Raw genomic sequence first — 23,774 nt, 5'->3', positions numbered from 1 at the left:
ATTGGCTTGGCGAACTAATCTGGTAGATTAATGCTTATCTATTGACGTATGTACCAAAAATCACAATTCTGATGCTGCTCTTAAAGTCAAGAAGCTGCCTGCCGCTGAGCAGAAATTACGTTTGGAATAGGCGATTAACGAGGTCTAACATAATATACTTGGAGGTTCAAGAAATGGATTCTTTAACCGTAAGGCTTATGGCTTCTAGTGGCAAATATTCGGAGGCCGTTGATTATTGGCTTGAACAGCTTGCGGAATCTCCCGCACCAACAACCATCTCTCTAGGCAGAGAAAGTGTTTTATCCAGCCATTCGTTCGGGCAGGTCGAACAGCAGCTTTCGGACTGGACTTTGCAACGTGTAGAATCGTTATCAAAAAACTCGGAGCAGGCAATGTTTATGGTCCTGATGTCCGGAACGCTGTCATTTCTTTCGCTGTATCTAAATCATACGGATTTATTAGTAGGTATGCCTCCACTGAAAAAAAAACATAGCGAAGAAGCTGCTTCAGCCGTATTGCCGGTTCGAACCGTGGTCCGCTCTGAGAGTACTTTCAGGGACGTGCTGCTCCAAGTGAGCAATGGCTTAACAGAAGCCGCCAAACATCAGAAATTCCCCCATCCTTACATAGCTGAGAAAACCGGACTGCCTACGAATCGTAACGAATTATTGCGTTTTGGCACGATTGTCTCATTCAACAGCATTCACCAAAAGATTGATCCCGCCCTCTCTGAATGCCTCATTCATATATTTTTTCAAAAAAAGGACGATACACTTTCATTTGTACTGCACTATGATACCGGCCGCTATACTCATGAGAGCCTGATCAGATTGAAGCAGCATCTCGCTGACTTTCTTGATTTAATAATGGGACAAATGAATACGCCGCTTGCCCAGATCGATATGATTTCGAATGAGGAGAAAAAACAGCTGCTGTACGGATTCAACGACACAGCAGCAGCATATCCGCGGGAAGCGACAATCCACGGACTGTTCGAGACGCAGGCGGAGAAGACGCCGGATGCGGTAGCGGTTGTGTATGGGGATCAGCAGCTGACCTATGCGGAGCTGAACGCGCGGGCGAATCAGCTGGCGTGGACGCTGCGCGGGCAAGGAGTGGGGCCGGAGCATATCGTTGCGGTTATGGCGGAACGCTCGCTGGAGCTGATGATAGGACTCTATGGCATCCTGAAGGCCGGCGGGGCGTACTTGCCGATTGATCCGGCGCTGCCGGCAGAACGCATCCGGTATATGCTCAGCGACAGCGGCGCGGCGACGCTGCTGATACAGCCTGGGCTGGATGCATGCGGATTTGAGGGCACGGTAGTCGAGCTGACGCCTGGAGGACAAGTGCAATCGGGGTCCAACCCGCCGCTAGAAGCGGATTCCCGGCGTTTGGCGTATGTAATCTACACCTCAGGGACAACAGGCCACCCTAAGGGGGTCATGATTGAGCACCGCGCTGTCATCAACCGCCTGGAGTGGATGCAGAACCGCTACCCAATCGGAGCACAGGATGTCCTTCTGCAGAAGACGCCGATTACGTTCGACGTTTCGGTGTGGGAGCTGTTCTGGTGGGGTATGACGGGAGCCCGGGTCTGCATGCTTGCGCCGCAGGGAGAGAAGGATCCGGCGGTGCTGGCCGAAACAATTGAGCGTCACGGCGTCACGGTGATGCACTTTGTGCCGTCGATGCTGAGCGTGTTTCTGGAGCAGGCCGGACGAGCGTTTAGCGGGGAGCAGCTGGGCAGCTTGCTCCGGGTATTTGCCAGCGGGGAAGCGTTGAAGCCGCAGCACGTGACCGGGTTCTACAAGGTCATGGAGGGGAAGAAAGCGACGCTTCACAACCTGTACGGACCGACGGAGGCTACGGTGGATGTCACGTATTACGACAGTGCTTCGACGTTCGCAGAGACGGCTGTGCCGATTGGCAAGCCCATTGCCAACACGCAGCTGTACATTGTGAATGAGAACCGGCAATTGCAGCCGGTGGGTGTCGCGGGTGAACTGTGCATAGCAGGGGACGGCTTGGCACGTGGGTACTACAACCGGCCGGAGCTGACGGCAGAGAAATTCGTGGATAACCCGTTCGAGCCGGGGACACGGATGTACCGGACCGGGGACTTGGCCAGATGGCTACCGGACGGCAACCTGGAGTACCTGGGCCGGATGGATCATCAAGTGAAGGTCCGGGGTTACCGGATCGAGTGCGGGGAGATCGAGGCGCGCCTTCTGATGCATGGACATATCCGCGAAGCGGTCGTACTGGCCCGTGAGGATGTGCAGGAGCAGGTCTACTTGTGCGCGTATCTTGTGAGCGACAATACAGTTCCGTTACCTGAACTGCGTTCACACTTGGCGGAACAGCTGCCGGACTATATGATCCCGTCTTATTTTGTGGAGCTGGAGCAGCTGCCGCTGAATACTAACGGCAAGATGGACCGCAAGGCGCTGCCGGCACCGGACCGTGAATCGTACAACGTAGGCTACGAAGCGCCGCGGGATCTGCTGGAGACGCAATTATCGGAGTTATTCGCAGAGATGCTGGGGGTCAACGGGGTCGGCATCAGAGATTCATTCTTCGAACGCGGCGGCCACTCGCTGAAAGGCGTAACACTGCTGTCGCGGATTCATCAGCAGCTGGGCGTCGAGCTGCCGCTGCGGGAACTGTTCGCGCGTCCGACAGTGGAGGCGTTGGCGGCCCATGTGCGCAGCGCCGAACAAAGCGGCTACGGCCGGATTGAGCCGGCAGCGGTGCAGGCATTATACCCGCTGTCTTCGGCGCAGCGGCGGCTGTATGTGCTGCATGAGCTGGAGCCGGAGAGCACGCGCTACAATATGCCTGGCGTTGTGGAACTGGCCGGCCAGGTGGATACGGACCGGCTGGAACAGGCGATCCGTTCGGTCATCGCCCGCCACGAATCGCTGCGCACGTCGTTTGCATGGGTGGACGGCGTGCCGAGACAGCAGATACACGAAGAGGTGCCGTTTGAATTAGTGCTTCAGGAAGCGGAGGAGTTGCAGGCACAGGAGCTCATACGGAATTTCGTACGGCCGTTCACACTGGATCAGGCACCGCTGCTGCGGGCCGGAGTGCTGCGGCTGGCGGAGGAGCGTTATTGGCTGGTGTGGGACATGCATCATATTGTGTCAGATGGTGTGTCGATGAATATTCTGGTGTCGGATTTCATGGCGGCGTATGCCGGTGAGGAGCTGGCACCGCTGCGGATCCAGTACAAGGACTACGCGGTATGGCAGAAGGGTACGCTCGAAATGGAGCGAATGCAGGCTCATGAGGCATACTGGCTATCGGCCTATGCGGAAGTAGCGCCGGTGCTGGAGCTGCCGGCTGACCGGATACGCCCGGCGGTGCCGGGGAGTGAAGGCGGCCGGGTGTATACGCAGATCAGTCAGGACGTTGCCGAGAGGCTGAAGCAGATTGCGGCAGAGACGGGAGCAACACTGTACATGGTGCTGCTGGCAGCGTATAACGTGTGGCTGCACAAGTACACGGGGCAAAGCGACATTGTGGTCGGGACGCCGGTGTCGGGCCGGACGCATGGGGATACAGAAGCTATGATCGGGATGTTCGTGAACACGCTGGCGCTGCGCAATGCCCCGTCCGGGGAGAAGCGTTTTATCGACTTCGTGCACGAAGTGAAGGAGCGTACATTGTCGGCGTTTGAGCATCAGGACTACCCGTTTGAGGAACTGGTGGAGAAGCTGAACGTGCGGCGCGATATGGGGCGCAACCCGTTGTTTGACACGATGCTGGTGCTGCAGAACATGGAGCAGGCGGGGTTCCGTCTGGCGGACGTTGACGTTCGTGGGGTTGAGCTGAGTCATTCGGCGACGAAGTTTGACTTAACGCTGAATGCTGTGGAGAAGGATGAAGGCCTCCAACTGACGCTGGAATACAGCCGCGCGCTGTTCAACGGGGAGACGGCCGAACGGTACCTGCTACACTTTGAACAGCTCTTGTCCCAAATAGCAGGACAGCCGGAAGCAAGCATCGGCGCGTACGAGCTTGTAACACCAGCGGAGAAGGAGCAGTTGGTGTACGGATTTAACGACACAGCGGCGGCGTATCCGCGGGAAGCGACAATCCAGGGACTGTTCGAAGCGCAGGCGGAGAAGACACCGGATGCAGTGGCGGTCGTGTATGGGAATCAGCAGCTGACCTACGCGGAGCTGAATGCGCAGGCGAATCAGCTGGCGTGGACGCTGCGCGGGCAAGGAGTGGGGCCGGAGCGTATCGTTGCGGTTATGGCGGAACGCTCGCTGGAGCTGATGATAGGACTCTATGGCATCCTGAAGGCCGGCGGGGCGTACCTGCCGATCGATCCGGCGCTGCCTGCAGAGCGCATCCGCTATATGCTCAGCGACAGCGGCGCGGCGGCGCTGCTGATACAGCCTGGACTGGATACATGCGGATTTGAGGGCACGGTAGTCGAGCTGACGCCTGGAGGACAAGTGCAATCGGGGTCCAACCCGCCGCTAGAGATGGATTCCCGGCGTTTGGCGTATGTAATCTACACCTCAGGGACAACAGGCAACCCTAAAGGGGTCATGATTGAGCACCGCGCTGTCATCAACCGCCTGGAGTGGATGCAGAACCGCTACCCGATCGGAGCACAGGATGTCCTTCTGCAGAAGACGCCGATTACGTTCGACGTCTCGGTGTGGGAGCTGTTCTGGTGGGGGATGACCGGAGCCCGGGTCTGCATGCTTGCGCCGCAGGGAGAGAAGGATCCGGAGGTGCTGGCCGAAACGATTGGGCGTCACGGCGTCACGATAATGCACTTTGTGCCGTCGATGCTGAGCGTGTTTCTGGAGCAGGCGGGGCAAGGTTTTGGCAGGGAGCAGCTGGGCAGCTTGCGCCGGGTATTTGCCAGCGGGGAAGCATTGAAGCCGCAGCACGTGACCGGGTTCTACAAGGTCATGGAGGGGAAGAAAGCGACGCTTCACAACCTGTACGGACCGACGGAGGCTACGGTAGATGTCACGTATTACGACAGTGCTTCGACGTTCGCAGAAACGGCTGTGCCGATTGGCAAGCCAATCGCCAACACGCAGCTGTACATTGTGAATGAGAACCGGCAATTGCAGCCGGTGGGTGTCGCGGGTGAACTGTGCATAGCAGGCGACGGCTTGGCACGTGGGTACTACAACCGGCCGGAGCTGACGGCGGAGAAATTCGTGGACAACCCGTTTGAGCCGGGGACACGGATGTACCGGACCGGAGATTTGGCGAGATGGCTGCCGGACGGCAATCTGGAATACCTGGGCCGGATCGACCATCAGGTGAAGATCCGGGGTTACCGGATCGAGTGCGGGGAGATCGAGTCGCAGTTGCTGGCGCATGCGTCTATCCGAGAAGCGGTAGTGCTGGCCCGTGAGGATGAGCAAGGGCAGGCGTACCTGTGCGCGTATCTCGTGAGCGGCGAGATTGTTCCAGTACCGGAGCTGCGCTCCTATTTGGCGGAACAGCTGCCGGACTATATGATCCCGTCCTATTTTGTTGAATTGGAATCCATTCCGCTGAACACCAACGGCAAGGTAGACCGCAGGGCGCTGCCGGTGCCGGAAGCGGCGCATACCGGCAGCGTCTACGAAGCGCCAAGCACGCCGGCGCAGCTGAAGCTGGCGGAGATTTTGCAGGACGTGCTGGGAGCGGAGCAGGTCGGCATCCATGATAACTTCTTTGTGCTGGGCGGCGACTCGATCAAGGCCATCCGCCTGGTCAGCCGGATCAACCGTGACCTGGACGTTACTCTTCCGTTAAAAGAGCTGTACCTGCATCAGACCATCGGCGAGCTGGCCGGGCTTCTAGTGCAGGAGCATAAGCCGAACCGGCAGCTGGAGTTGGGGCGGGAGATGCTGGAGCAGATGAAGCGGCGCATCAAGGAGGATCCGGAACAGGCGAAGCATCTGCCGGAGGATTACGAGGACGTGTATCCGCTGAGCAAAATTCAGCAGAGCATGGTGTTCTACTCGAGACTGCGGCCGGAGGAGCCGATTTACCACGATCAGTTTTTGTATCATTTCAGAATGGTGTCGGCGGACCGGTTTGCCGAAGCGCTGCAGCAGTTAACCGATAAGCATCCGATTCTGCGCACCACCTTCGATCTCACGCATTTTGAGGAAGAGGTCCAGATCGTGCATCCCCGGATCGTGCCGAATCTTTCGGCGGAGGATGTTTCCTCCCTTCGGCGGGAGGAGCAGGAACGTGCCATCCGGGCGCATATCGAACAAGACAAACAGAATGTGTTCCGGTTCGACGGAGAAGTGCTGTGGCGGGTGCGCTTGTTCCGGCTGAACACACACAATGATTATTGCTTGGTGTTTACGTTCCACCATGCGATTCTGGATGGATGGAGCGTGGCATCCTTCCAGCAGGAGGCCATGGATATCTATCAGCGGCTGCTCCAGGGCAAGCCGGTTGAGACGCAGGCGCTGCAAAGCAGCTACAAGGATTATGTAGCCATCAACCGGCTGAGGGAGAGCGACGAGGAGAGCCGGCAATATTGGATCAGGGAACTGGCGGGGTATACCCGGAACAAGCTGCCGTTCAACTACGCGGGCAAGAAGAGAGCCGGCGGAGCGGCCAGCAAAATATACCGCGGGCAACTGGGCGGCACACTGCTTGAATCCTTGGAGCGGCAGGCGAAGCGGTATGGGTGTACGGTCAAGGAGCTGTGCTTGAGCGCGCACGTGTATTTGCTGGGCATCCTGACGACGGAGGAAGAGATTGTCACAGGCGTAGTCAGCCATGACCGGCCGGCACTCGAGGATGGAGAGAAAGTACTGGGTTGCTTCCTGAATACGGTACCGCTCCGCATGGGAGTCACAGGTCAAGTGTCAAAATCAGAACTGGTGAATCGGACGAAACAGCAGCTTGCACAAATGAAGGTGCACGAACTGTTTCTGGCCGATATCACGGATGCGATCGGCGAAGTGTCAGGTCCGGGGGTCAACCCAATCTTTGACACGATGTTTAACTACAATGATTTCCATGTGCTGGAGGAGATGCAGCCGGGGCAAGAAATGGCATCGGAGACAGCGTCACTGAACCTGGAAGCAAGCGAAATGACAAATACATGGTTTGATCTGGAGGTCTCGCAATCCCCTCAGGAACTGAGCATGAAAATCAAATATGCTCCGGCTTATTGGGATGACCGGGAGATCGAAAGGGCGTTCGCTTGGTACGAACGAATCCTTGAGGCTCTGTGTGTTGAGGAGACTGATCTCTTGTCGATAGAGCAGCTGATGACGGCTGGGGAACGGCAAGAGATCGTGTATGAAAAGAATCGGACGGATATGCCATACGCAGCAGAGAAGACACTGCACGGACTGTTCGAAGCGCAGGCGGAGAAGACGCCGGATGCAGTGGCGGTTGTGTATGGGGATCAGCAGCTGACCTATGCGGAGCTGAACGCGCAGGCGAATCAGCTGGCGTGGATGCTGCGCGGTCACGGCGTGGGGCCGGATCATGTCGTGGCGATAATGGCGGAACGCTCGCTAGAGCTGATGATAGGACTCTATGGCATCCTGAAGGCCGGCGGGGCGTACCTGCCGATCGATCCGGCGCTGCCTGCAGAACGTATCCGCTATATGCTCAGCGACAGCGGCGCGGCGACACTGCTGATACAGCCTGGGCTGGATGCATGCGGATTTGAGGGCACGGTAGTCGAGTTAACACCTGGGGGGCAGGCGCAATCCGAGGCCAATCCGCCGCTAGAGATGGATTCCCGGGGACTGGCGTATGTAATCTACACCTCGGGCACGACTGGGAATCCCAAGGGGGTCATGATTGAACACCGGGCGGTTATTAACCGCTTGGAGTGGATGCAGAACCGCTACCCGATCGGAGCACAGGATGTCCTTCTGCAGAAGACGCCGATTACGTTCGACGTTTCGGTGTGGGAGCTGTTCTGGTGGGGGATGACCGGAGCCCGGGTCTGCATGCTTGCGCCGCAGGGAGAGAAGGATCCGGAGGTGCTGGCCGAATCAATTGAGCGACACGGTGTCACGGTAATGCACTTTGTGCCGTCGATACTGAACGTGTTTCTGGAGCAGGCGGGGCAAGGTATTGGCAGGGAGCAGTTGGGCAGCTTGCGCCGGGTATTTGCCAGCGGGGAAGCATTGAAGCCGCAGCACGTGACCGGGTTCTACAAGGTCATGGAGGGAAGGGAAGCGACGCTTCACAACCTGTACGGACCAACGGAGGCTACGGTGGATGTCACGTATTACGACAGTGCTTTGACGTTCGCAGAGACGGCTGTGCCGATTGGCAAGCCCATTGCCAATACGCAGCTGTACATTGTGAATGAGAACCGGCAATTGCAGCCGGTGGGTGTCGCGGGTGAACTGTGCATAGCAGGCGACGGCCTAGCGCGGGGGTACTTGAACAATCCGGAGCTGACGGCGGAGAAATTCGTAGCCAATCCGTTCGAACCGGGAACGCGGATGTACCGGACCGGAGATTTGGCGAGATGGCTGCCGGACGGCAATCTGGAATACCTGGGCCGGATCGACCACCAGGTGAAGATCCGTGGCTACCGGATCGAGTGCGGGGAGATCGAGGCGCGGCTTCTGGCGCATGCGTCTATCCGAGAGGCAGTCGTGCTGGCCCGTGAGGATGGGCAGGGACAGGCGTATCTGTGTGCGTATCTTGTGAGCGAGAAAGCCGTTCCGGTAACAGAACTGCGTGCACACTTGGCGGAACAGCTGCCGGACTATATGATCCCGTCCTATTTTGTGGAGCTGGAGGGAATTCCGCTGAACACTAACGGCAAGGTGGACCGCAGGGCGCTGCCGGTGCCGGAAGCGGCACATACCGGCAGCGTCTACGAAGCACCGGGCACGCCGGCGCAGCTGCAGCTGGCGGAGATTTGGCAGGACGTGCTGGGAGCGGAGCAGGTCGGCATCCATGATAACTTCTTTGTGCTGGGCGGCGACTCGATCAAGGCGATCCGCCTGGTCAGCCGGATCAACCGTGACCTGGACGTTACTCTTCCGTTAAAAGAGCTGTACCTGCATCAGACCATCGGCGAGCTGGCCGGGCTTCTAGTGCAGGAGCATAAGCCGAACCGGCAGCTGGAGTTGGGGCGGGAGATGCTGGAGCAGATGAAGCAGCGCATCACGGAGGATCCGGACCAGGCGAAGCATCTGCCGGAGGATTACGAGGATGTGTATCCGCTGAGTAAAATTCAGCAGAGCATGGTGTTCTACTCGAGACTGCGGCCGGAGGAGCCGATTTACCACGATCAGTTTTTGTACCATTTCAAGATCGTGTCGGCGGACCGGTTTGCCGAAGCGCTGCAGCAGTTAACCGATAAGCATCCGATTCTGCGCACCACCTTCGATCTCACGCATTTTGAGGAAGAGGTCCAGATCGTGCATCCCCGGATCGTGCCTAATCTTTCGGCGGAGGATGTTTCCTCCCTTCGGCGGGAGGAGCAGGAACATGCCATCCGGGCGCGTATCGAACAAGATAAACAGAATGTGTTCCGGTTCGACGGAGAAGTGCTGTGGCGGGTGCGCTTGTTCCGGCTGAACACACACAATGATTATTGCTTGGTGTTTACGTTCCACCATGCGATTCTGGATGGATGGAGCGTGGCGTCCTTCCAGCAGGAGGCCATGGATATCTATCAGCGGCTGCTCCAGGGAACGCCGGCGGAGGTAAAGCCGCTGCAAAGCAGCTACAAGGATTATGTAGCCATCAACCGGCTGAGGGAGAGCGACGAGGAAAGCCGGCAATATTGGATCAGGGAACTGGCGGGGTATACCCGGAACAAGCTGCCGTTCAACTACGCGGGCAAGAAGAGAGCCGGCGGAGCGGCCAGCAAAATATACCGCGGGCAACTGGGCGGCACACTGCTTGAATCCTTGGAGCGGCAGGCGAAGCGGTATGGGTGTACGGTCAAGGAGCTGTGCTTGAGCGCGCACGTGTATTTGCTGGGCATCCTGACGACGGAGGAAGAGATTGTCACAGGCGTAGTCAGCCATGACCGGCCGGCACTCGAGGATGGAGAGAAGGTACTGGGTTGCTTCCTGAATACGGTACCGCTCCGCATGGGAGTCACAGGTCAAGTGTCAAAATCAGAACTGGTGAATCGGACGAAACAGCAGCTTGCACAAATGAAGGTGCACGAACTGTTTCTGGCCGATATCACGGATGCGATCGGCGAAGTGTCAGGTCCGGGGGTCAACCCAATCTTTGACACGATATTTAACTACAATGATTTCCATGTGCTGGAGGAGATGCAGCCGGGGCAAGAAATGGCATCGGAGACAGCGTCACTGAACTTGGAAGCAAGCGAAATGACAAATACATGGTTTGATCTGGAGGTCTCGCAATCCCCTCAGGAACTGAGCATGAAAATCAAATATGCTCCGGCTTATTGGGATGACCGGGAGATCGAAAGAGCATTCGCTTGGTACGAACGAATCCTTGAGGCTCTGTGTGTTGAGAAGACTGATCTCTTGTCGATAGAGCAGCTGATGACGGCTGGAGAACGGCAAGAGATCGTGTATGAAAAGAATCGGACGGATATGCCATACGCAGCAGAGAAGACACTGCACGGACTGTTCGAAGCGCAGGCGGAGAAGACACCGGATGCAGTGGCGGTTGTGTATGGGGATCAGCAGCTGACCTATGCGGAGCTGAACGCGCGGGCGAATCAGCTGGCGTGGACGCTGCGCGGTCACGCTGTGGGGCCGGAGCATATCGTGGCGGTTATGGCGGAACGCTCACTGGAGCTGATGATAGGACTCTATGGCATCCTGAAGGCCGGCGGGGCGTACCTGCCGATCGATCCGGCGCTGCCTGCAGAGCGCATCCGCTATATGCTCAGCGACAGCGGCGCGGCGACACTGCTGATACAGCCTGGACTGGATACATGCGGATTTGAGGGCACGGTAGTCGAGCTGACGCCTGGAGGACAAGTGCAATCGGGGTCCAACCCGCCGCTAGAGATGGATTCCCGGCGTTTGGCGTATGTAATCTACACCTCAGGGACAACAGGCAACCCTAAAGGGGTCATGATTGAGCACCGCGCTGTCATCAACCGCCTGGAGTGGATGCAGAACCGCTACCCGATCGGAGCACAGGATGTCCTTCTGCAGAAGACGCCGATTACGTTCGACGTCTCGGTGTGGGAGCTGTTCTGGTGGGGGATGACCGGAGCCCGGGTCTGCATGCTTGCGCCGCAGGGAGAGAAGGATCCGGAGGTGCTGGCCGAAACGATTGGGCGTCACGGCGTCACGATAATGCACTTTGTGCCGTCGATGCTGAGCGTGTTTCTGGAGCAGGCGGGGCAAGGTTTTGGCAGGGAGCAGCTGGGCAGCTTGCGCCGGGTATTTGCCAGCGGGGAAGCATTGAAGCCGCAGCACGTGACCGGGTTCTACAAGGTCATGGAGGGGAAGAAAGCGACGCTTCACAACCTGTACGGACCGACGGAGGCTACGGTAGATGTCACGTATTACGACAGTGCTTCGACGTTCGCAGAAACGGCTGTGCCGATTGGCAAGCCAATCGCCAACACGCAGCTGTACATTGTGAATGAGAACCGGCAATTGCAGCCGGTGGGTGTCGCGGGTGAACTGTGCATAGCAGGCGACGGCTTGGCACGTGGGTACTACAACCGGCCGGAGCTGACGGCGGAGAAATTCGTGGACAACCCGTTTGAGCCGGGGACACGGATGTACCGGACCGGAGATTTGGCGAGATGGCTGCCGGACGGCAATCTGGAATACCTGGGCCGGATCGACCATCAGGTGAAGATCCGGGGTTACCGGATCGAGTGCGGGGAGATCGAGTCGCAGTTGCTGGCGCATGCGTCTATCCGAGAAGCGGTAGTGCTGGCCCGTGAGGATGAGCAAGGGCAGGCGTACCTGTGCGCGTATCTCGTGAGCGGCGAGATTGTTCCAGTACCGGAGCTGCGCTCCTATTTGGCGGAACAGCTGCCGGACTATATGATCCCGTCCTATTTTGTTGAATTGGAATCCATTCCGCTGAACACCAACGGCAAGGTAGACCGCAGGGCGCTGCCGGTGCCGGAAGCGGCGCATACCGGCAGCGTCTACGAAGCGCCAAGCACGCCGGCGCAGCTGAAGCTGGCGGAGATTTTGCAGGACGTGCTGGGAGCGGAGCAGGTCGGCATCCATGATAACTTCTTTGTGCTGGGCGGCGACTCGATCAAGGCGATCCGCCTGGTCAGCCGGATCAACCGTGACCTGGACGTTACTCTTCCGTTAAAAGAGCTGTACCTGCATCAGACCATCGGCGAGCTGGCCGGGCTTCTAGTGCAGGAGCATAAGCCGAACCGGCAGCTGGAGTTGGGGCGGGAGATGCTGGAGCAGATGAAGCAGCGCATCACGGAGGATCCGGACCAGGCGAAGCATCTGCCGGAGGATTACGAGGATGTGTATCCGCTGAGTAAAATTCAGCAGAGCATGGTGTTCTACTCGAGACTGCGGCCGGAGGAGCCGATTTACCACGATCAGTTTTTGTACCATTTCAAGATCGTGTCGGCGGACCGGTTTGCCGAAGCGCTGCAGCAGTTAACCGATAAGCATCCGATTCTGCGCACCACCTTCGATCTCACGCATTTTGAGGAAGAGGTCCAGATCGTGCATCCCCGGATCGTGCCTAATCTTTCGGCGGAGGATGTTTCCTCCCTTCGGCGGGAGGAGCAGGAACATGCCATCCGGGCGCGTATCGAACAAGATAAACAGAATGTGTTCCGGTTCGACGGAGAAGTGCTGTGGCGGGTGCGCTTGTTCCGGCTGAACACACACAATGATTATTGCTTGGTGTTTACGTTCCACCATGCGATTCTGGATGGATGGAGCGTGGCATCCTTCCAGCAGGAGGCCATGGATATCTATCAGCGGCTGCTCCAGGGAACGCCGGCGGAGGTAAAGCCGCTGCAAAGCAGCTACAAGGATTATGTAGCCATCAACCGGCTGAGGGAGAGCGACGAGGAGAGCCGGCAATATTGGATCAGGGAACTGGCGGGGTATACCCGGAACAAGCTGCCGTTCAACTACGCGGGCAAGAAGAGGGACGGCGTGGCGGCCAGCAAAATATACCGCGGGCAACTGAGCAGCACACTGCTTGAATCCTTGGAGCGGCAGGCGAAGCGGTATGGGTGTACGGTCAAGGAGCTGTGCTTGAGCGCGCACGTGTATTTGCTGGGCATCCTGACGACGGAGGAAGAGATTGTCACAGGCGTAGTCAGCCATGACCGGCCGGCACTCGAGGATGGAGAGAAAGTACTGGGTTGCTTCCTGAATACGGTACCGCTTCGCATGGGAGTCACAGGTCAAGTGTCAAAATCAGAACTGGTGAATCGGACGAAACAGCAGCTTGCACAAATGAAGGTGCACGAACTGTTTCTGGCCGATATCACGGATGCGATCGGCGAAGTGTCAGGTCCGGGGGTCAACCCAATCTTTGACACGATGTTTAACTACAATGATTTCCATGTGCTGGAGGAGATGCAGCCGGGGCAAGAAATGGCATCGGAGACAGCGTCACTGAACTTGGAAGCAAGCGAAATGACAAATACATGGTTTGATCTGGAGGTCTCGCAATCCCCTCAGGAACTGAGCATGAAAATCAAATATGCTCCGGCTTATTGGGATGACCGGGAGATCGAAAGAGCGTTCGTTTGGTACGAACGAATCCTTGAGGCTCTGTGTGTTGAGGAGACTGATCTCTTGTCGATAGAGCAGCTGATGACGGCTGGGGAACGGCAAGAGATCGTGTATGAAAAGAATCGGACGGATATGCCATATGCAGCAGAGAAGACACTGCACGGACTGTTCGAAGCGCAGGCGGAGAAGACGCCGGATGCGGTAGCGGTTGTGTATGGGGATCAGCAGCTGACCTACGCGGAGCTGAATGCGCAGGCGAATCAGCTGGCGTGGATGCTGCGCGGTCACGGCGTGGGGCCGGAGCGTATCGTTGCGGTTATGGCGGAACGCTCGCTAGAGCTGATGATAGGACTCTATGGCATCCTGAAGGCCGGCGGGGCGTACCTGCCGATCGATCCGGCGCTGCCTGCAGAGCGCATCCGCTATATGCTCAGCGACAGCGGCGCGGCGACGCTGCTGATACAGCCTGGGCTGGATGCATGCGGATTTGAGGGCACGGTAGTCGAGTTAACACCTGGGGGGCAAGCGCAATCTGAAGCCAATCCGCCGCTAGAGATGGATTCCCGGGGGCTGGCGTATGTAATCTACACCTCAGGGACAACAGGCAACCCCAAGGGGGTCATGATTGAACACCGGGCGGTTATTAACCGCCTGGAGTGGATGCAGAACCGCTACCCGATCGGAGCACAGGATGTCCTTCTGCAGAAGACGCCGATTACGTTCGACGTTTCGGTGTGGGAGCTGTTCTGGTGGGGCATGACGGGAGCCCGGGTCTGCATGCTTGCGCCGCAGGGAGAGAAGGATCCGGAGGTGCTGGCCGAAACGATTGGGCGTCACGGCGTCACGGTAATGCACTTTGTGCCGTCGATGCTGAGCGTGTTTCTGGAGCAGGCGGGGCAAGGTATTGGCAGGGAGCAGCTGGGCAGCTTGCGCCGGGTATTTGCCAGCGGGGAAGCATTGAAGCCGCAGCACGTGACTGGGTTCTATAAGGTCATGCAGGGTAGCGGAGCGACGCTTCACAACCTGTACGGACCAACGGAGGCTACGGTGGATGTCACGTATTACGACAGTGCTTCGACGTTCGCAGAGACGGCTGTGCCGATTGGCAAGCCAATCGCCAACACGCAGCTGTACATTGTCAATAGCGCCTATCAGCTGCAGCCGGTAGGCGTCGCGGGTGAACTGTGTATTGCAGGGGACGGCTTGGCACGGGGGTACTTGAACAATCCGGAGCTGACGGCGGAGAAATTCGTGGATAACCCGTTTGAGCCGGAGACACGGATGTACCGGACCGGAGATTTGGCGAGATGGCTGCCGGACGGCAATCTGGAATACCTGGGCCGGATCGACCATCAGGTGAAGATTCGGGGCTACCGGATCGAGTGCGGGGAGATCGAGGCGCGGCTTCTGGCGCATACGTCTATCCGCGAAGCGGTAGTCATCGGCCGGAAGGATGAGCAGGGACAGGCGTACTTATGCGCATATGTAGTGAGCGATAAGGCGGCTATGGCACCGGAGCTGCGTTCGCACTTAGCAGGACAGCTGCCGGATTATATGATCCCGTCCTATTTTGTTGAGTTGGAATCCATACCACTCAACACCAACGGCAAGGTGGACCGCAAGGCGTTGCCGGAGCCGGAAGCAGCGCATACAAGTAGGGTTTACGAAGCACCGCGGACAGCGCGGGAAGCCTTGTTGGCATCGGTTTGGCAGGAGGTTCTGGGCGTAAAGCGGCTGGGAATCAAAGATTCCTTCTTTGAGCTGGGCGGGGATTCGATCAAAGCCGTTCAGATAGCTGCGCGGCTGCGGGGACATCAGCTGCACCTGGCGATCCGGGATCTGTTCCGGTATCCGACGGTCCTGGAGCTAAGCCCGCATGTACAGACGCTGACACGTCAGACCGATCAAGGGCCAGTAGAAGGTGAAGTGCGGTTAACGCCAATCCAGCAGGGACTGTTTGAACGGTCGGCGCAGCTGCCGCACCATTATAACCAGGCGGTGATGCTGTATCGGCGGGACGGATTTGACGAAGCCATCCTGGGCCGTGTATTTGAGGGGATCGTGTCGCACCATGATGCGCTGCGGATGAGGTACCGGAAAGAAGCGGAGGGCATCGTGCAGTGGAACGGCGGGCTGGCAGAGGCGGGCTTTAGCCTGGACGTCATCGACTTGCACGCTGAACCTGACGTGGAGACGCGGATCGCGGCGGAAGCTGAGCGCCTGCAGCGGGGGCTGCACCTGGAGCAGGGACCGCTGCTGCGCCTGGGGCTGATGAAGACCGGTGAGGGCGATCATCTGCTGATCGTCATCCACCATCTGGTGATGGACGGGGTGTCATGGCGGATTCTGTTCGAAGATGTGCAGACGGGTTATGAGCAGGCAGAGCGGGGCGGGGAGATCCGCTTCCCGGAGAAGACGGATGCGTTCCGGACGTGGTCGGAAGCACTAGCGCGCTATGCGGACAGTAAGGAACAGCTGGGTGAAATCGCCTATTGGAAACAAATCGAGCAGACGCCGGCTGGGGTGCTGCCGGAGGAGGAAAGACCGGGAGAATCCGACCGGAGCGGCGGAGCGGTGACCATTGAGCTGTCGCAGGAAGAGACGGATCAGCTTCTGAACCAGGCGGGCCGGGCGTACCATACGGAAATCAACGACATCCTGCTGACGGGGCTAGGGCTGGTGCTGCGGGAATGGAGCGGCGGGCGGCAATTTGTAGTGGACCTGGAAGGGCATGGCCGTGAAGAGATCGGGGAAGCGGTGGATGTGAGCCGTACGGTCGGCTGGTTCACGGCGGTCGTGCCGACGCTGCTTGACCTGGGGGCATCCGAGGCGTTGTCCGACTGTATCAAAACAGTGAAAGAAGGGCTGCGCAGCGTACCGAACAAAGGTCTGGGGTATGGCGTGCTGAAGTATATGACGGCAGCGGAGCACAAGGGGGAGCTGAAGTTCGACCTTCGCCCGGAGATCTGCTTCAATTATCTGGGCCAGTTCGATCAGGACGTGACCGGTGGCGTATTCGAAGCGTCGGAGTACGGGACAGGCAGCAGCATGGATCGGAACCTTCAGAGTGAGTACAAGCTGAGTCTGAACGGGATGGTGAGCGGCGGGAAGCTTATGTTTACGTGTAACTATGCGGCGGATACTTACCGGAGGGCAACGGTGGAACGCTGGATGGCGCGTTATGCAGAGCAGCTTCGCAGGCTGATTGCCCACTGCACCGGGCAGGCGCATAGGGAGAAGACCGCGAGTGACTTCCGTTTGGCGGATGTGGAGCCGAAGGAAGCGAGAAGCTTGCAGGAAGCTTACGGCTACAAGGTGCAAGACATCTATCCGCTGACACCAGTGCAGGAAGGCATGCTGTTTCACGCCCAGCTGGATCCGGAGTCCACTATGTATTTCGAGCAGTTTACGCTCCTGCTGGAAGGCACGCTGGATGTTGCGGTGTTCGAGAAAAGCTTGGAATGCTTAACGCAAAGGCACGAAATGCTGCGGACGGTATTCGTAAGCGCGCAGGTGAGACGGCCAGTGCAGCTGGTGCTGCAGGAACGGCAAGCAGATCTGCAGGTCAGGCATCAGGCAACAGATCTGGAGAAGATCAAACAGGAAGACCGGAAAAGAGGCTTTGACCTAAGCCGGGATGCACTGATGCGCGTCACGGTCGTGGTCGGGAAGGACGGAAGGCGGCATGTCATCTGGAGCTTTCATCACATCCTCATGGACGGCTGGTGCACAAGTATTCTTATGCAGGAGCTCATGACCATTTATCGGGGGATAAAGACGAAGCAGCCGGTGGAGCTAAGGCCTGTGGAGCCCTTTAGCCGGTATGTGCAATGGTTGAACAAGCAGGACCGGGAAGCGGCGCTTCAGTACTGGAGCGGATACTTGGCGAACTATGAGCAGCAGGCGAGTGTACCTCAAGCGGTTTGGAAAGCAGGACATGGGGAAGCCAAGCCGGAGGAGCATGGCTTCCGACTGGAGCGGGAGCTGACCCGGGGGCTGGAGCAGCTGGCCCGCCAGGCACAGGTGACGCTGAATACAGTGATGCAGACGATCTGGGGACTTCTGCTGCAGAAATACAACCAAAGAGACGATGTGGTATTTGGAGCGGTTGTATCGGGAAGACCGGCGGAGGTGCCGGGGATTGAGCGGATGATCGGCCTGTTTATCAATACGACGCCTGTACGGGTCAGCAGTTCTCCCGGTCAGAGTGTAACGGCACTGCTGCAGCAGGTACAGGATGCGGCGTTGGCATCGGAAGCACACAGCCATTACCCGCTGTATGAAATCCAAGGGCTCAGCGCGCTTAAGCAGGGCCTTATTGACCACATTTTGGTGTTCGAGAACTATCCGATCGCCGAAGCGATTGGCCAAGCTGGCGGTACAGACGAGGCAGTGTTTAGAATCCGGGATATCGAAATATACGAGCAGACCAACTATGACCTCACCGTCGTGCTAGCCCCGGGCGAAACGATGTCGATTGAATTCCGGTACAATGCCAAGGTATACGATGGGATGTTCATCCGGCGAATGGAGGGGCATATCCGGGAGATCGCACGGCAGCTGCTGGAGGATGCTCAGCGGACAGCGGCCTCAATATCGCTTGTAACGGCAGAAGAGAAGGAACAACTGCTGTACGGGTTCAACGACACATCGGCAGCGTATCCGCGGGAAGCGACGATCCACGGGCTGTTCGAAGCACAGGCGGAGAAGACGCCGGATGCGATAGCGGTTGTACAAGGGGATCAGCAGCTGAGCTATGCGGAGCTGAACGCGCGGGCAAATCAGCTGGCCTGGACGCTGCGCGGTCACGGCGTGGGGCCCGAGCGTACCGTGGCGATTATGGCGGAACGCTCGCTGGAGCTGATGATCGGGGTGCTCGGCATCCTAAAAGCTGGCGGGGCGTACGTGCCGATCGATCCGGCGTATCCGGCAGAGCGGATTGCTTACATGTTGGAAGACAGCGGAGCCGGTCTGCTGCTCATCTCCGGAGACACGCAAGTACCAGCAGCCTATGCGGGAGAAGTGTTAACCCTGAACACGGCGCAGCATGCAGGGGATCCGGAGAACGTACCGGTAGTCAGTGGACCGGAGAATATGGCGTATGTCATCTACACGTCCGGATCGACGGGTCAGCCCAAAGGAGTCGTGATTACCCAGCAGAACCTGGTTAACTATATCAGTTGGGCGTGCAAGGTGTATGTACAGGGAGACCCGCTGGATTTCCCGCTGTATTCGTCGGTTGCTTTCGACCTCACGGTCACTTCTATGTTTACTCCGCTTGTGAGCGGCAATCGGGTTGTCATCTATTCCGGCCAAGACATCGTCCTGGTGCTGGAGCGGATGCTGACTGAAAATCAAGTCGGGATTGTGAAGCTCACCCCGACGCATTTGAGTCTGCTGGGCGAAATCCCGGCTGCCGGTTCGAATCTGAAGCGGATTATCGTGGGAGGGGAGCAGCTCGAAGCTCATGTGGCAAGGAAATTTGCCAGCCGCTGTGCTTTTCCCGTTGAAATCTATAATGAATACGGGCCAACGGAAACCACGGTCGGCTGCATGATTTACCGCTATGACGAGTCCCAAGGAGGCATGCATGCGGTTCCTATCGGCATACCGGCAGATAATGCAAAAGTCTATGTGCTGGATGGAAGCCGGCGTCCGGTAGCCACGGGCGTTCCCGGAGAAATGTATATCGGAGGGGAAGGGCTGGCTAGAGGATACCTCAACCGTCCGGAACTGACGGCGGAGAAATTCGTAGCCAATCCGTTTGAACCGGGAACGCGGATGTACCGGACCGGGGATTTGGCGAGAAGGCTGGCGGACGGGAATCTGGAGTATCTGGGGCGGATCGACCAGCAAGTGAAGATCCGGGGCTACCGGATTGAGTGCGGAGAGATCGAGGCGCGGCTTCTGGCGCATACGTCTATCCGCGAAGCGGTAGTCATCGGCCGGAAGGATGAGCAGGGACAAGCGTATTTATGCGCATATGTAGTGAGCGATAAGGCGGCTAAGGCACCGGAGCTGCGCTCGCACTTAGCAGGACAGCTGCCGGATTACATGATCCCGTCTTACTTTGTGGAGCTGGAGCAGCTGCCGCTGAATACTAACGGCAAGGTAGACCGCAAGGAACTTCCAGCGCCGGACCGGGAAGCGTACACCGAAGGCTACGAAGCACCGCGGGATGCGCTGGAGATACAATTATCAGAGTTGTTCGCGGTGGTGCTCGGGGTCAATGAGGTCGGGATCAGCGATTCGTTCTTCGAGCGCGGCGGCCACTCGCTGAAAGCGGTGACGCTGGTATCGCAGATTCATCAGCAGCTGGGCGTCGAGCTGCCGCTGCGGGAGCTGTTTGCGCGTCCGACAGTGAAGGCGCTGGCGGCCTATGTGCGCAGCGCGGAGGAAAGCGGCTACGGCCGGATCGAGCCGGTTGCAGCGCGGGCCTCGTACCCGCTGTCTTCGTCGCAGCGGCGGCTATATGTGCTGCATGAGATGGAGCCGGAGAGCACGCGCTACAACATGCCGGGGGTCATGGAACTCACGGGGTCGGTGGATACGGAACGGCTGGAACAGGCTATCCGTTCGGTCATCGCCCGTCATGAGTCGCTGCGTACATCGTTCACGTGGGCTGACGGCGAACCGAGACAGGAGATACACGAAGACATAGCGTTTGAATGGGCATGCCGCGATGTGGAAGAATCGCAGGCACAGGAGTTCATCCGGAATTTCGTACGGCCGTTCGCATTGGATGAGGCACCGCTGCTGCGCATTAAACTTCTGCGGCTGGCGGCGGAACGCTACTGGCTGGTGTGGGACATGCATCATATCGTGTCAGACGGTGTGTCGATGAATATTCTGGTGTCGGACTTCATGGCGATGTATGCCGGTGAGGAGCTGGCGCCGCTGCGGATCCAGTACAAAGACTACGCGGTATGGCAGCAGGGCACGCTCGAAATGGAGCGGATGCAAGCGCATGAGGCGTACTGGCTATCGGCTTATGCGGAAGAGGCGCCAGTGCTGGAGCTGCCGGCCGACCGGCTGCGTCCGGTGGTGCCAGGCAGCGAAGGCGGCCGGATACACACCGAAGTAAACGCCAAGATGTTAGATGCCCTAAAAAAGATCGCAGCAGAGACGGGAGCAACACTGTACATGGTGCTGCTGGCAGCGTATAACGTGTGGCTGCACAAGTATACGGGGCAGAGCGACATTGTGGTGGGGACGCCGGTGTCGGGCCGGACACATGGGGATACGGAGCCCGTGATCGGGATGTTCCTGAACACGCTGGCGCTGCGCAATGCCCCGTCCGGGGAGAAGCGGTTTATCGATTTCGTGCGCGAAGTGAAGGAACGGACGCTGGCAGCGTTCGAGCATCAGGATTATCCGTTCGAGGAACTGGTGGAGAAGCTCGACGTGCGGCGCGATCTAAGCCGCAACCCGCTGTTTGACACGATGCTGGTACTGCATAACATGGAGCAGGCCCGCTTTGGGCTGACGGATATTGACGTTCGTGCAGTCGAGCTGAACAACCCGGCGGAGAAATTAGACTTAACGCTGAACGCCATGGAAGCCCATCAAAGCCTGCACCTGACGCTGGAATATAGCCGTGCATTATTCAGCGTGGAGACGGCTGAACGGTACCTTATGCACTTTGTGCAGCTCTTATCCCAACTGGCGGAGCAGCCGGAAGCAAGCATCGGCGTGTATGAGCTTGTTATGTCGGAAGAGAAGGAGCAACTGCTGCACGGATTCAATGACACGGTGGTAGTGTATCCGCAGGAAGCGACGATCCAAGGGCTGTTTGAAGCACAGGCGGAGAAGACGCCGGACGCGGTGGCGGCCGTGTACTTGGATCAGCGGCTGAGCTATGCGGAGCTGAACGCGCGCGCGAATCAGCTGGCCTGGACGCTGCGCGGTCACGGCGTGGGGCCGGACCGCATCGTGGCAATTATGGCAGAACCCTCGCTGGAGCTGATATTCGGAATGCTCGGCATTCTGAAGGCCGGCGGGGCGTACCTGCCGATTGATCCGGCGCTGTCGGCTGAACGCATACAGTATATGCTCAGCGACAGCGGCGCGGCAGTGCTGCTGATGGGGCCTGGCCTTGATGCAGGCGGATTTAAGGGCATAGTGCTGGATCTGGCGGAAGCCGGGCATGCCCCGGCCGGGGAGAATCCCGCACTTCACGCAATGCCGGGCGATTTGGCGTATATGATCTACACTTCAGGCACGACCGGAAACCCCAAAGGAGTCATGATAGAACACCGCTCGGTGGTTAACTTCATCACCGGGATGACGCAGGTGGTTCCTTTTGCCCCAGAGAAGACAATATTATTTGCGACCACACTGTCGTTCGACATTTCGGTGGTGGAGACGCTGCTGGCGTTGACTCAAGGCATGCGGGTGGTTGCAGCGAGCAAAGAGCAGCAAAAGGATCCTCAGCAGCTGGCAGAGCTGATTGAACGTGAGCGCATCGGCATGGTGCAGATGACGCCGTCGCGGGTGAAGATGCTGTTGTTGGCGGGCTGCGAGGCGTGGCTGGAAGGGGTAACCGAAATCCTGATCGGTGGAGAGGCCTGGACGGGTGAGCTGCTGACGGAGCTGCAAAGCAAATCGAGGGCGTCTTTGTTCAATATGTACGGTCCGACTGAGACAACCATTTGGTCTGCGGTGCGGGAAGTCACTACCGAGCAAATGGTGACTGTCGGGGGGCCGATGGCCAATACGCGGATGTATATTGTGAATGGCGACTGTCAGCTGCAGCCGGTAGGCGTTGCGGGTGAACTGTGCATAGCAGGAGACGGCTTGGCACGCGGGTACTACAACCGGCCGGAGCTGACGGCGGAGAAATTTGTGGATAACCCGTTTGAGCCGGGGACTCGGATGTACCGGACCGGTGATCTGGCGAGACGGCTGGCGGACGGCAGCCTGGAGTACTTGGGCCGGATGGATCATCAGGTGAAGATCCGGGGTTACCGGATCGAGTGCGGGGAGATTGAGGCGCAGCTTCTGGCGCATGCGTACATTCGCGAAGCAGTCGTGCTGGCCCGCGAGGATGAGCAGGGACAGGCGTATCTATGCGCATATCTGGTATGCATCAAGCCGGTGACAGTAGACCAGCTACATGATCACCTGTCTAGATATTTACCGGACTATATGATTCCGTCCTATTTCGTTGAGCTGGACAGCATTCCGCTGAGTAATAACGGCAAAGTGAATCGAAAGCTTCTGCCTGTTCCAGCGTTGTCCATGAATACTCAAGAAGACAAACTGCCGCCTGCTACGGAGATTGAGTCGGATATTCTGAAGGTATGGCAAGCGGTTCTTCACAATAACGACATTGGGGTTAAGGATAACTTCTTCCATGTTGGTGGAAACTCACTGAGGATTGTGGAAGTATACGCCAGATTACAGCAAAAGTATCCGGATGTACTAGTTGTAGCGGATTTGTTCGGAAAACCGAATGTGCGTCAATTGGCCCAGTATATCGAAACGGTTTATGCGCCAAAACAAGCATTTACATGGAAGCCCCTCGTATTTCCAACGACAGGTATGGTCGGGCAAGGAGACTACATTCCGGGCAATGTATTGCGCTTTGAATTCCCTGAACGAGTAATTCAAAGCTTAGAATGTATTTCAACTCACTACAGCATTCAAAAAGTGTCTGTACTGATGACTGCTTTTGCATATTTGATGTCAGAATACGCAAAGACAGAAGTTGTTACTTTGCCTTGTTTGTTAGAAGGAAACGTTTTGTGCCAGGTTGAGGTTTCGTTCCAGGAAGCCGAAGAGCTGGAGGAAGTTTTTGCAGCAGTAGACGGTTACCTGCAAACAGAGGAACGTTTTCACTGGGATCAGGTGAGGTACACTGCTTATCAGCCGCAAGAAGGCCAAATTCTTTGTGCATTTACAGACGCTGTTCCATTACCAGCGGGCTTTGCCGAACAGTTCGATCTCGTGCTCAACTGTGGAGAAGAGGGTCGTGTCCTATTTATGACATGTGAGTATAATCAGGGCAGGATTTTACAAGCATCTGTAGAGAGGCTGCTTCGCCAGTTTGTAGGTCTATTGGATAAAATACTTGAAGAATGTGAGAAAAAAACCGGTCTGCTATAG

The 23,774-nt window shown here is 57.5% G+C and carries 1 protein-coding gene; it reads left to right on the top strand.

Going from position 1 to position 23,774, the window contains the following annotated elements; all coding sequences use genetic code 11:
* Positions 1 to 71: 71 nt before the first annotated feature.
* Complete coding sequence (locus R70723_RS27485; protein ID WP_331281994.1) at positions 72 to 23,774, top strand: non-ribosomal peptide synthetase; 23,703 nt, start codon at positions 72 to 74, stop codon at positions 23,772 to 23,774.

It is taken from the genome of Paenibacillus sp. FSL R7-0273, assembly GCF_000758625.1.
Lineage (GTDB): Bacteria > Bacillota > Bacilli > Paenibacillales > Paenibacillaceae > Paenibacillus_AQ.
Note: the sequence above shows the minus strand (reverse complement) of the source record. Positions and strands in the feature narration are given on the sequence as shown.

Coding starts and splice junctions, on each gene's coding strand:
- R70723_RS27485 (WP_331281994.1), top strand. CDS start 72: ATGCTGCTCTTAAAGTCAAGAAGCTGCCTGCCGCTGAGCAGAAATTAC.